Annotated in this window: 11 protein-coding genes and 1 tRNA gene; 3 read left to right on the top strand and 9 right to left on the bottom strand. The window is 35.2% G+C overall.

Features of this window, described 5'->3' with window-relative positions; genetic code table 11:
* The first annotated feature begins 31 nt into the window (after window positions 1–31).
* Entirely contained in the window at window positions 32–610 is a 579-nt protein-coding gene (locus BN863_RS15720) for a PhnA domain-containing protein (protein ID WP_038532177.1), read from the top strand.
* Window positions 611–852: 242 nt separating this feature from the next.
* Window positions 853–2,241, top strand: a complete 1,389-nt coding sequence (locus tag BN863_RS15715) for a M28 family peptidase (RefSeq protein ID WP_084817563.1) — start codon at window positions 853–855, stop codon at window positions 2,239–2,241.
* A gap of 261 nt (window positions 2,242–2,502) precedes the next feature.
* On the opposite strand, the gene BN863_RS18155 is transcribed toward BN863_RS15715, so the two are convergent.
* The 3 genes from BN863_RS18155 to BN863_RS15700 form a co-directional block, all read right to left on the bottom strand.
* The gene (locus BN863_RS18155; RefSeq protein WP_051774895.1) at window positions 2,503–4,278 is read right to left on the bottom strand and encodes a hypothetical protein; all 1,776 of its coding nucleotides are present in this window, start codon (window positions 4,276–4,278) and stop codon (window positions 2,503–2,505) included.
* Between the two features lie 11 nt (window positions 4,279–4,289).
* Entirely contained in the window at window positions 4,290–4,829 is a 540-nt protein-coding gene (locus tag BN863_RS15705) for an RNA polymerase sigma factor (protein WP_038532174.1), read from the bottom strand.
* A 329-nt stretch (window positions 4,830–5,158) separates the two neighbouring features.
* Window positions 5,159–6,547 (bottom strand): dipeptidase, encoded by a 1,389-nt coding sequence (locus BN863_RS15700; protein ID WP_038532172.1) that lies wholly within the window; start codon window positions 6,545–6,547, stop codon window positions 5,159–5,161.
* A 101-nt stretch (window positions 6,548–6,648) separates the two neighbouring features.
* Here BN863_RS15700 and BN863_RS15695 point away from each other — a divergent pair.
* Window positions 6,649–6,730: transfer RNA gene (locus BN863_RS15695), tRNA-Leu, on the top strand.
* A 176-nt stretch (window positions 6,731–6,906) separates the two neighbouring features.
* On the opposite strand, the gene BN863_RS15690 is transcribed toward BN863_RS15695, so the two are convergent.
* From BN863_RS15690 to BN863_RS15665, 6 genes are read right to left on the bottom strand one after another with little or no spacing between them, the layout of a single operon-like run.
* Window positions 6,907–7,740: a DUF4138 domain-containing protein gene (locus BN863_RS15690; protein WP_038532171.1), complete on the bottom strand. Its 834-nt coding sequence runs from the start codon at window positions 7,738–7,740 to the stop codon at window positions 6,907–6,909.
* A 19-nt stretch (window positions 7,741–7,759) separates the two neighbouring features.
* Window positions 7,760–8,689 carry a conjugative transposon protein TraM gene (gene traM / locus BN863_RS15685; protein WP_038533803.1) on the bottom strand — a complete coding sequence of 310 codons (930 nt, stop codon included), beginning with the start codon at window positions 8,687–8,689 and terminating at the stop codon, window positions 7,760–7,762.
* Between the two features lie 13 nt (window positions 8,690–8,702).
* Window positions 8,703–9,317 (bottom strand): conjugal transfer protein TraK, encoded by a 615-nt coding sequence (locus BN863_RS15680; RefSeq protein WP_038532169.1) that lies wholly within the window; start codon window positions 9,315–9,317, stop codon window positions 8,703–8,705.
* Entirely contained in the window at window positions 9,318–10,148 is an 831-nt protein-coding gene (locus tag BN863_RS15675) for a hypothetical protein (protein WP_038532166.1), read from the bottom strand.
* Between the two features lie 12 nt (window positions 10,149–10,160).
* On the bottom strand, window positions 10,161–10,736 hold the full coding sequence (locus tag BN863_RS15670) for a conjugal transfer protein (RefSeq protein ID WP_038532165.1): 576 nt from the start codon (window positions 10,734–10,736) through the stop codon (window positions 10,161–10,163).
* A 12-nt stretch (window positions 10,737–10,748) separates the two neighbouring features.
* Window positions 10,749–13,151, bottom strand: coding sequence for a TraG family conjugative transposon ATPase (locus BN863_RS15665; protein ID WP_038532163.1), 2,403 nt, complete (start codon window positions 13,149–13,151; stop codon window positions 10,749–10,751).
* Window positions 13,152–13,265: the final 114 nt, after the last annotated feature.

The raw sequence follows: 13,265 nt of genomic DNA, 5'->3' as shown, positions 1-13,265 counted from the left end.
ATTTTCGCAGCTCTAAAAATATAAAAAAATTATGAGTGTTTTACAAACCCTAGAAGAACGTAGCCAATCTAGTTGCGAGCTTTGCACATCTAAAGAGCAATTAAAAAAATATGTTATTCCACCTTCGTTAAACGAAAGTGTAGATAATAGTGTATTGGTTTGTAATACGTGTTTAGAGCAAATTGAAGGTAACGTCGATATGGATGCAAACCATTGGCGTTGTTTAAATGATAGTATGTGGAACGAGCATGTTGCCGTACAAATTATGTCTTGGAGAATGTTACAACGTTTACGCGGAGAAGGTTGGCCAAAAGATTTAATAGATATGATGTATCTAGATGATGAAGCTATGGCGTTAGCTCGCGCAACAGGAGAACATGAAGATGAAAGTGCTAAAATAATTCACCGCGATGTAAACGGGGTTATTCTAGAAACAGGAGATTCTGTAGTGTTGGTAAAAGACCTAAAAGTAAAAGGATCTAGTATGGTTGCTAAGCAAGGAACTGCGGTTAGAAATATCCGTTTAGATCATGAGAATGCCGAATATATTGAAGGTAAAGTGGGCAGTCAACAAATTGTGATTATTACCAAATACGTGAAAAAATTATAAAAATTAAATACTTTAAGAGTTTTAAAGCGGGCTGTAAATTTTTTTACAGCCCGCTTTTATTGTGCTTTATTTTTGCGTCGACACCTCTTATTTAAGGTTTTAAACTAAAGTTCAATTCGCTTTAACGAGTATTTTGTAGTGTTCTGAAAATAAATTAGAAATTCAATTTAATTATTAGTGCCATAAAAAAAATATCAACCTTAAAGCCAACTAAAATTATAGCGCTATAAATTATAAAACGAATGAATTTCCCCTTTTCTAAAATGAATACATTAGGTCTAAGCTTACTTTGCAGTATGTTGAGTTTTACTTGTACCTATAGTCAAACAGTTACCGATATTATTAATGCAGTTAGCCTAGACTCATTATCACTTACTGTTAACGAATTTTCTGGCGAGCAACCTACAGTAGTTAATGGTAATACTGTTACAATTCTAAACAGAAAGTATAATAATAATGATTTGGCTGCCCAATACTTGTTTGAAAGGTTAGACAAGTTAGAAAATATAGAGGTGCAGTATCAATTTATAGATGATAATGATAGCAAACGAAATGTTATAGCCACCCAATTAGGAACTACCAATCCAGAGCAAATTTATATGATTTGCGCACATTACGATGGTGTAACAGATTATTGTGCAGATGATAATGCAAGTGGAGTGGCGGCCCTTTTAGAGGTGGCTCGAATTTTATCTGGTCAATGTTTAGAAAACACTATTGTTTATGCCCTTTGGGATGATGAAGAAATAGGATTGTTTGGATCCAAATATTATGCTGAACAAGCTAAAGCCAATGGCGATAACATTTTAGGTGTTTACAATATAGACATGATTGGGTATGATGGTGATAATGATGAAAGTTTCGATATTGATGTAAGGAAAAATGACGAAGGTTCTAAAGGTATGAGCGACGATATAGTTGCTGTTTTAGAATCGTATCCGTTTAAGTTAAATGCAAATATTGTTATCCCAGGAACAGAATATAGTGATCATGCTAGTTTTTGGAATCGTGGATATCCGGCCGTATTAATTGGAGAAGCGTGGTCTGAAGATGATCAAAATCCAGAATATCATTCTAGCGACGATCGTTTCGAGCTTTTTAATTTAGAATTTTTTCATGAACTGTCTAAATTGTCCGCAGGATATATGGCGACTAAAGCAGGATTGGTGGGAGTTGATAATGCTGTAGTCCAAACCGGGAATAGTTTAAAAGCAATTCAGGAGTCGGCAACGTACCAATGGTATAATTGTACTACGGGTACAGCTATTGCAGATGCAACATTTCAAACCTATTTGCCTACTGAAAATGGAACTTATAAAGTTGAAATTACTTCGGGATTTTGTACAGAATTTAGTGATTGCTACGAGTTTGGTACTTTAGGTTTACCAACATTTTTACAATCGGAGCTTAAGTTGTATCCTAATCCCGTGCAATCTCATTTAACGGTAGAACGATCTGTTGCCGAAAGTGCAGATTTTACACTCTACGATGTGTCTGGGAAGTTGGTTTTAAATCTAACTTCGGACAAAGAAACTACCGAATTACAGCTGAATGATTTGGCTAAAGGCGTTTACTTTTTAAGTGTAGAAAGTGCAAATAAAAGAGGGGTCTATAAGATTGTTAAAGACTAAGTTTGTAATGATTTTATAAAGTTGAAATAAGCCATAGGCTCTTGCGTTAGCGATTGCAGTGGCATCCTTTTTAGCCATGATACCGATATGTTTTAATTGAAGACTAAAGTCGATGGGATTAAACATGCTGAGGAAAGTTAATATTGAATAAAAAGATATAACGGAAAGCGCGACCTTTAGGTAACGCCCAAATTGGTGTAAATAAAAAATCCGTTCAACACGCTATTGAACGGATTTTTTTAGGTTTACACTATCCTTAAGTTAAAACGTACTGTGTAGTTGCTCTATTTCATCGTGTAGATTATCCAAGGTTATTTCCTTAAAAACAAATTCTATATTGGGATGTTCTGTGGTTTTAGTTTCTAAATTTCCTAAGTATAATTTTCCTTGATCTTTTTTAATAGCTATAAGCACTACGTTTTCATCTTTAGGAACGTTTTTAAAATCGAATACATCACCGATTTTGCTACTTGGTATAATGGACTTTATAGATTTAAAAACCATGCTAACTCTAATGTCGTCGCCCGCATTTTTAATTTTAAGTTTAAATGGTATGTTGGTTCTTCTAATAAACCGATCGCAATTTATCCAGCCTAATTTTGAAGTTCTTAAAATATAACCATTTAGTTCGTAGGCCTTAACGCTTGCGGGGTTCTCGATTAATTTGTCTTCAAACTTTTTGTTTACAATGGAATCTCGTCTTAGAGTTTCTTTTCGAGGCGTGCTTCCTGTAAGAGCAGATAGTTGATTGCTTTCGGCCTGAAAAACAAAGGGCAAAGAGTAGGGGACGATTACTGTTTTTCCTCTTTGTTTCCCGGGTGTCATTTTAGGCAATAAGGCTATAACTCTGTTCGCTTCAATTTCTAATTCTGGGTCAGATGCTCTAGACGTGATAGATACAGGTCTGCCTTCTTGATTAATCCTAAAAATTGTATTAATTCTTTGTCTTCCTGTTAATCCCAAGTTCATGGCGATTTCAGTGTTAAAGTTGGCCATTACAAATTTACTAATGGCGACACTAGTGCATTTTTTGCTCGCCGAAGGTTCAAGATGTTCGCAACCAGGATATGCTGGAGGAATTTCAACAATCGAAAAGGGAATATCTACCTGCTCTTCTTGTACCATGTCTAATACGACTTCTTCAACTACAACGACTTCTGTGTCACTATTATTTTGAAGTGTCCAATTTATGTTTCCACTATCCCATGCTCCCGAAAAAAGTTGCATTCCTTTCTTTTGTGTTTTACTAGGAAATAAAATTTCAATGGTTGTATTTGGCGCCAAGTGTAAGGGTGCATTATTTTGGAAAGCTTTTATATTTAGCATGCCTCCGGTTTCTAATAGTGTTTCATCAGACTGCGTAGATAATTGAGCTAATAACATATCGGAAAGCGTGTAATATTCTGTGACTTCTAAATCTATATTGCCTGTAATTACGGTGTTGTTTTTATCTAGAAAAGACCCTTTTTTTATTGTTAGTTTAGTGCCTTCTTTACAAACAATTGTGGTGTCTTTGTCTGCATTAAAAGTAATGGTTTGAAAAGGCTTCTTAGGGATTTCAATTTTAGCAATTTTTGTTTTTACCTCGGGTTTTACTACATCTGTTTTTGTTTGTTCTTGGGGGGCTTTTGTAATCTCTTTTTCCACGACTGTGTCAGTGGTTGTTTTTAAAGATGTTAAAGTGTCTATTGAAAGAGTAGGAGTAACGACCTCTATAGTGCTGTTATCTTTTTTTATAACCTCTGAATTATTGGCCGTAGTAAAAATAAATACGGAAATAATAATTACCAATGCTAGAGTCGTGAATCCAAAATATTTAAGCCATTTGTATCTCGTGTATATTTTTTTACCCGAAATAATTTCAGCTTTTAATTGTTGACGTTTAATGCCTTCTATAAGGGTGGTGTGCTCTTTAAACAAACTGTTGAATTGCGAATCTGTTTTTAACCGCTCTTCAAAAAAGAGTGTTTCTTTTTTAGATAATGTTTTATTTAAATACCCATTGATAAACGCGATGTCTTTTATATGATTTTCCATGATGTCTCGAATTAAGATTGAAGGGATTGATTTGTTTTGTAGATGTCTTTAGCTTTGGTTAAGCATTTATACTTCTGGTTTTTTGCAATTTTTTCGGATTTAAATTGCATAACATGCGCGATGTCTTTAAAAGACATAGCTTTGTTATAAAACAGTTGTAAAAGTTGCTGACATCGCTCTCCTAATTCGAGGAATGCACGCTCGGCACGTTGGTATTTTTGTTCTTCTAAAACGCTTTGAGCCTGTTCTAGTTCTAGTGCGTTTAAATTTTGTAAGCTGTCTTTGGTGATTTTATTCTGAGTGTCTTTCCATATAAATCGTGAAACCGAATATAAATAGGTGTAAAAGGAAGACGTGAGTTTAAAATCTGACTTTTCGAGATTTCTATTCAAGATAATGAGCGCTTCTTGGAATACATCTGAAGCGTCTTGTTTCTGACCGCCTTTAGATAGAATTAAGGCTTCTATTTTTGGATATAAGCTATATAACTTGCAAAATGCTTGTTCTCGCTGACCGGTTCTAAAAAGTTCTAAAATATGCTTGTCATTCATAAAACGTATTTATTACTTAATGGTCAGAAGATGAAAAGGTCTCCCGAAAAAGTTGAAGTAATTTACAAAAACAAATACGATTATTGTGTTTGCTCTATATTTTAATGATTTGGACGTTTTTGCGTTAGTGATTGCAGTGGCATCCTTTTTATGAGATGATAAGAATGCATTTTAATTGAAGCTTAAAGGTGCTTGGCATAAAATTGCTGAGGTAAGGTAATAAAAAGATATAACGGAAAGCGCGACCTTTAGGTAACGCCCAAATGGGATTAAATAGAAAATCCGCTCAACACGATATTGAACGGATTTTTTATAAATGAAGTCTAAAATTACTTAGACAATGCTGTAAAGTGTTTGTAGAACATTGGTATGGTTTCGATACCTTTTAAGTAGTTCCAGATTCCGAAATGTTCGTTTGGCGAGTGAATGGCGTCGCTGTCTAATCCGAATCCCATTAAAATGGTTTTGCTTTGTAATTCGTCTTCGAAAAGCGATACAATAGGAATACTTCCTCCGCTTCGTTGTGGAATTGGCGCTTGCCCGAACGTATCGGTATAAGCTTTCGATGCCGCTTGGTAACCAATGCTGTCTATAGGTGTTACGTATCCTTGTCCGCCATGATGAGGTTTTACTTTTACAGTTACTGCATCTGGAGCAATACTTTCGAAGTGTTTTTGGAATAAGCCTGTTATCTCTTTCCAATCCTGATTTGGCACTAATCGCATAGAGATTTTTGCAAATGCTTTACTTGCGATAACGGTTTTTGCACCTTCGCCAGTATAACCTCCCCAAATACCGTTAACATCTAACGTCGGGCGGATAGAATTGCGTTCGTTGGTTGTGTAACCAGCTTCGCCGTAAACAGCGTCTATATCTAAAGCTTTCTTATAGTTGTCTAAATTAAAAGGCGCTTTAGCCATTTGAGCACGTTCTTCTGTCGATAATTCTTCAACTTTGTCGTAAAAACCAGGAATGGTAATATGATTGTTTTCGTCGTGTAGAGACGCAATCATTTTGGTTAAAATATTGATTGGGTTTGCAACAGCACCACCGTAAAGTCCAGAGTGTAAATCGCGATTTGGTCCGGTAACCTCAACCTCAACATAGCTCAATCCGCGTAATCCTGTGGTGATTGAAGGCACATCCTTCGCAATCATTCCCGTATCTGAAATCAGGATAACATCGTTTTTAAGTTTCTCGTGATTGTTTTTTACAAAGGTTGCTAGGTTTACACTACCAACTTCTTCTTCCCCTTCAATCATGAACTTTACGTTACATGGTAACTCATTGTTTTTGGTCATGAATTCCAATGCCTTTACATGCATGTACATCTGACCTTTATCGTCGCATGCACCACGCGCGAAAATAGCACCTTCGGGATGTGTTTCGGTAGTTTTTATTACAGGTTCGAATGGTGGAGACGTCCAAAGTTCGATAGGATCTGCCGGTTGTACGTCGTAATGACCATAAACAAGCACAGTTGGAAGCGATTTGTCGATGATTTTTTCACCATAAACAATTGGATGGCCATCGGTTTTACAAATTTCTACGTGATCGCATCCTGCTTCTTCAAGACGTGTTTTAACGATTTCTGAAGTTTTTAAAACGTCGTCTTTATATGCTGAGTCGGCACTAACAGACGGTACCTTAAGTAATTCGATAAGTTCGTTTAAAAATCTATCCTTGTTATTTTCGATGTAAGTCGAGATATTTTTCATGTGGAATTATTCTGTTTCCTACAAAAATACAAAAATGTTGAATTTTTTTTCAAAAGTTGAATTGTTTATTGAAAGTAATTTTTATATTTGCACACCTTATTGCGGGCGTGGTGGAATTGGTAGACACGCTAGACTTAGGATCTAGTGCCGCGAGGTGTGAGAGTTCGAGTCTCTCCGCCCGCACAATAAGAGAAAGCCGACTATTTATAGTCGGCTTTTTTTATGCTTGGTACAACATAGGTACAACATTTACTCTTTTTTTTAAATTTTAACACTTCTCTGTTAATTTGTAGTCAAATGACTTCAATATACTCTATTTTATATTGGTTTTTCAATTTTAGTAACTTCAAAAGCAAACTTTAATCTGGATCATTAATAACCTTACTAGAAACCTTCAACCTCAAATCACGTTCCCCAGCACTTTCATTAAGCGTAAAATTTACCACTCTATCATTACTAATTGAAAACTTAGGAAGTACATAAACAACAGTTTGAGAACGTTTCTTTAAAACACGTGTTGGCATATTGTAAACAAATTTTGGTGCTACAAATAGACTTTGCATAGATTTGTTTTTGCCTTTTTTACGAGTTACAACAGTTGTGTTTAGGTAATTAATATCGTAATCTAGACTGGAATTGTTGATGATTTTTAGGATGGCGTATAATTTGTTCTGGTTATACACAATGTTTTTTAGTTCTAAAGTTATATCGTGTTTTTTCGTTTTCCTGATGGAATTGTTTTTATTTTTTGTGATTAAATATTGGCAGAATTCAGCATTGTAATCTACTGTTTTAGTAGCGTTTGTTATGGATTTTATTTTAGGTTTGATGTTATCATATACTTGTTTTTCATGACCAACAGCTTCTGATGTTGCAACAAACCGATTAAATTCTTTGAGTTGTGGTTTATGTGCTAAAATGTAAGAATACACTAATCCACTATCACTAATAATTAAAAGGTTACTATCTTGACTTTGCTTACCCTGGAGTAATCCGAAATGTTGCTTGTTTTCTCTATTGTAAGTGAATATAAAATCATCTGACCCTGTAATGGCTTGACGGATTGGATCCGGGAAGAACAGCGCCATAGCTTGATGGTCGTTAGCATAAAGGGTGTCTATTATGGGTTTAGGTTGTGCTAAGGCTTTACTGAAACATAGTAAACTAATTGAGAAAATGTAAAAACGTATCATAAGTGCAGAGATTTAAAGATTATAGTGTTGGTTTTAATAGGAGTTTGTAATTATTCAAAATGGTGACTTTAACATGCTGATTACTTCTAGAAAACACGCTTTTAAGACCGCTTATTTGTGGAACACCGGAGATGTTAATGTCATCAACAATATCCCCGATGACTTCGGTTTTTGCTTCAGCCCGATAACTGTTTTCAAAATAAATACCTTCGGAGCCATCAAGCAAATCAAAAGCTTTTAGATTCACTTTATGATGATTAATGTTAGAGATGTTTACCATCACGCGATTCGGTTTAAAACTTACAAAACCAAAGACTTTAGTGTTTTTAGGAAAAGAATGCCCATTTAAAATGGTTGCTTCAGAAAGCCGCATTTGTAAACGGTATTCTTTTTTAACGATTTGAGTTTGGTCTACGACAACAGGAATTGGAGGTATGGTAGATTCCACGTTTATTTTGTCTTGAAACTTAGGATTGGACGCAAAAAAGAGTTGGTGTTCTAATCCGATTTCCTTGAGTTCTATACGATCAGCTTCTACCTGGTTTAAACTGTCTTCAGTTTTAATTGTTGGATTAATTTCAACAGTTTCTTTTTTAGGTCTATAATCACGATTGGAAGTGTTAATTCTATTTTGTTTATAAATACTATCTACAATACGTTGCTTCTCCTTTTCCTGAAAATCCGCATCAAAATACCCGAGAGAATCCATTAGTTTTTCATCGTAAATACTAGGTGCATTGGTTTCTCTAACTTCCTTAAGGTCATTAATCGCATCAAGTTTCGAACTGTAGGTTTGCTTGTCGTCTTCTAGTAAAGGGACTTCCGTTTGTTTTAAAGTGCCTGTGTCGTCTTCAGATTCATTAATTAAAAGTAGCGAGTAACTCACTAGGAAAATAAGTACGACAGTGATCACACCTCCAAAGACTATTTTGTTTTTATTGAGTTTCATAATATCTTGTTTTTTAGTTTTTGGCTTGAACTTTCTTGAGTGTGTTTTCAAAGTAATTGGTTATCAGCATCCCGTGGGTGTTTTTAGGGAAATTCCGATCGACCATAATTAAGTCTCCAGAGGATTCGAGCTCGTACGTATCTATAGTAGTACCGCGATTGATTTCAAAAACAGTTACCGTTTGAAATTGGTAAGGTTCAGACGTTAAATCTAATTGGGTGTCTATTCTGAGTACCTTTTGAACTAAAGAATATTGTAATAAGCGGTTGTAAACGCCATCTGCTTTTTTCTGCCGATATAGGTTATCTACAGAACTATTGCCAAGCCATAAGGCTTTTTCAAGGTGAGACTCATAATTACTAGCATCGATATCATAGAAGTAGGTGTGAAATAATTCTATATGCGCCAAAGCTTCTACTTCTAAGTTTTCTTTTTGAGTCACCCAAGACAACGGAATTACAGCGCCATTGGTGCTGATTGCAAAGGCACTATTAAGCGCTTTTTTATGAGTATCGTAAACAATCCAAGTTGCAAAACAGCAGATTAAAAGTGTGCAGACCACCAAGGAAATCACAATAATTCTATTGAGTTTTAGAACACTATAAATATTTTTATAAGGCGTTTTCATTTAGTTAAAAAGTTTAAAGGTGAAAGATGTAGCACGTTTATATAATTTGAATTTTAGGAAGACTATAAATCCGATAGACCCGAGATCAACTATAGGAGCGAATATGCCGCTTCCGAATTGCGACCCAAAAAGGTTTACCCAAAACGTCGTGTTGATTTCAGTGTAAACCGCATTGACAAATACATTGACAAAAAAGAACGCTGGAACAAGCATATACACTGCTGCATATAATTTAAAAAAGGTGTAGGCCATGGGACGAAACTTTTCAAATACAGCCATGCTTATAATCAAAGGAAAAAAGGCTTGTAGGATCCCTAATAGAAAATAGCGTTCAGCTAAAAAGAGCGGATAAATAAACAAATCGATAAGCCATAATCCTAAACTGATAATAAAGGCTAGAATTTTAAATCCGTATAGCGGAGTCACCAATGCATCATATAATAATGCCATTGCTTTAGTAGCCATATCCAACATGCCTACATCGGTTTCTAAAGGAATATCTTGCATTTGAAGGGGGAGTAGAGCAGGAGCCGTTGTTTTATACTCTGTTTCAATAGCTACCAAAATACTGTCAAAAACCCCTAGCACTTGAGATGAAAAAATCACAAGGATAATCACGGTAAAATTCTTAGCCAATTCTCCAGGACTTAAGCCCCAAGTATACCCATCCTTACTAGCAACACCTTCATTGTATTTCTTTAAAATATTGACTAGGAAAAACAAAACCGCTAAAGATTTCATACCCGTCATGGCATATAGTGAAAAATCACTGCCTTTTATAGTCTGAAAAATGGCATCTACATATTCTAATCCAATGCTCATAAGTATCATAATCTGGAGTGTTTAGTAATTTTTAGCTCTATTGTTTATTAAATCCTGCATTTCTCTAAACGAGATGATTTCACGATAACGTTTGGTTTTATTACTAATTTCCGACACCATATTATTGGACTCCTTTTCCTTTTCTTTAAGGATTTTAGAACGGTCTGCATCAGTCATTTTTAGAAAATTACTAGATAGAATTTGATCAATAAAATCGAGGTCTTCAATGGCTGTTTCCATAATTGCATTGAAGGTGTCTGAAATGCGATTTACTTCGTCTGACCTTATATATTTGGAGTTTAGTATGTCTCGTAAATCCGTACGAACAACGTTATATAAGCGTTCATTATTTTTAGCTAATTCCTTCACTGCTTTGAGTTGCTGGATGACGGCGTTTACTTTCTCTATATTCTCCTTTTGATCTTTTAAAAACTTAACCGTTTGTATAAGCTGGGAGGTTTGTTTTGCAGATTCTACAAGTGATTTTACTAAACTTACAAAATTGGTATTGTCATAAACAGGCATCCCTTGTGCGCTTAGTTTACAGGTAAACGTAAAAGCAATGATTAGAATTAAAAGTGTGATTTTTGGTTTCATAAGGCATCCGTTTTAAGATTTTGAAATGAATGTTGTAATCGCTTTTTCCATAGAACCACAGGACTCATAAAGTGCCATGATATCTTCGTTTTCTTCTCCATCTGTGAGGTAAGCAGCATAAACAGCTTTGGGAACTTCTAACCTAAAAATGTTGCTTTCCTTTCCGATTTTGATAAATATTTCTGTGTATTTACGGTTTCCCGTGAGATTGTTTTTAATGGACTTGAGCTGATTTAGATCGTGGCTAGATAAATGCAAACGTTCCTTTAATTCATCGTAACCTTTTTCGTTATTTAAGCTGTATATCACTTGCGTATTTTCCAAAATACTAGCCGAGGTACTCGAGTTTGGTAACTGGTTTATAGACTGCAGAATAATTCCAATGGCTCCATTTTGTTTTCGAATGGCTTGATAGTAGAATTCTACACTCTCCAAGACATTATCGAATTTGAGTTGCTTAGCAAACTCATCGAAAAGGATGATTCCCTTTTCCGAACGATTCTGCCAAATGGTACGCTGAATGGCTGTTTTAATAAGCTTGAGCATCACAGATAAAATTTCTTTATTATCCTTGACTTCATCAAGTTCAAAGACAATCAAACGCTTGTCTTCAATTTTATAGGATTGATCTTCGTTCACTTCAAATAGAAAACTATACATGCCGTCTCCAACATATTCAGACATAATGTGTAAAAAGTTGGTAATGTTGAAATAGTCTTTATGAATCTTTAAATCGGCTAATAAAGTACCTTGATTTTGTTCAATAAATGAATACAGCCCTTGAAGTGAATGGCCATTCATAACGTCCTTATAATAATGTGCGAGTATCTTTTTAAGGGCCACAGTTTGTGCCTTACTGACTTCGATGCCTGCAGCAAATAGTTCCAATAAAAACACGCTTAAATCTTCAAGACGATCTGTAGTTAGCTCTTCAGATTGTGCCAAGTAAAAGGGATTAATCCCTAAATTGTGACCATATTTGTATTTTAAAATGGTATGATCATTTGGATAAAGTTTTGCGAATTTGGAATAGGAGCCGCCAAGGTCTATGATGACTAGGCGCACACCACTTTCAAAATATTGACGCAGAATATTATTAGCTAAAAAAGACTTTCCTTCTCCCGTAGGTGCAAAAATGGCAAAGTTCCGCGCTTTAATGCGTTTCTTGTCATCATCCCAAACATCCTTGAAAACAGGGGTGTTATTTAGCCTGTCATTGAAGAGAATACCTGTAGCATCAGATTTGTAATTACTAGTGTTGATGAGTAAACAAAGGGCATGTTTTAAATCGGTTACATATAAATCATCATCAGAAAAGTTAGAGGTGAAGCAGCAATAATTATTCAGTATATATTGAGAGCGTTCGTGCCCTTTTGGAGCATATGGAATCATCCCTATATCTTTAAATTCTGTTTTAATTTTGGAAGCAATCGTATCTAATCTAGATTCATCTTTTGACCAAAACATTACATTTAATTGGCCTCGAACCACAAGACTGCTATCGTCCTGATTGATCTGAGATAATATGTGCTGAATCTTTTCAAGAATCACTTTGTTCTGAGATCCGAAATTGGAACTCTTCTGCAGTTCGTCTACTTTTTTATCTAGGAGTTTTCGCCATTTTTGTTTGTCGTCGAGATAGATGATTTGATTGATAATGTGATTGTCGTTTAAGGTTAATCCCAAACCATCTATAAACCCCTGATGGAACACAAAATCATCTGAAGTGAAATTGCTATTCTTCTTGCAAGATTGTACATGCTCATCAAAGCACAATTCGCTGTTTATGGCTAAGACATCAAAATGATGTTCACCGATTTGAGCTCCTGATTTATCCAATAGTATATCCGTATCTACTTCCGTATTAAACCCATTAAAATAGGTTCTGGTATACTCCAGGATTTCAGATTCTGACAGTGGAGTAAATACGAAATGCTTAGACATATTTAGAAAGGAAATGGTGTCTGATACGGCCTTAATAAAGGCAAGGACTAGATCAGTGGATTCCATTGCTTTTGCAATCGACGGTTTTTTAAACGGATTAATAAATTTACTGGAGTTTGTGCCTTTCGATTTAGGAAGGGTAAAAAACAAGTAGCAGTCATGAGTGATGGTACTACGGTCTTTAAAGTGGTCGTGAGTAGCACGTTCTAAAAATGTATTATTTGGCAGCTGTTCTGAATTATACTTTTGATTTAAATACATATCCTGTTTATGAATCACACAACCAGCAGGCAAGGATTTAATAGCTTGAAACCAATTGGTGTGCAAGTCATCAAAATCTTTTTCAGCCAGTGAATAGACTTCAGGTAAGTCGCCTTTATATCCTAAAACTACATGGCCATTATTTGCAAAAATGATATGGTTTTGAATATCTATAATCGGGTGATATTGTGCAAGATTAATTTTATTCATAATTCAGGTTTGAACATTGCTTATTGCTTATAAGTTTTGGAAAGGTATTGCCCAGCTGTAGGTGAAAGGGATGCTTTACGAGTCTTGTAAGTAGGATATAGAGTCCTGCATTTG

Origin of the sequence: Formosa agariphila KMM 3901 (assembly GCF_000723205.1) — a bacterium.
Lineage (GTDB): Bacteria > Bacteroidota > Bacteroidia > Flavobacteriales > Flavobacteriaceae > Formosa > Formosa agariphila.
Note: the sequence above shows the minus strand (reverse complement) of the source record. Positions and strands in the feature narration are given on the sequence as shown.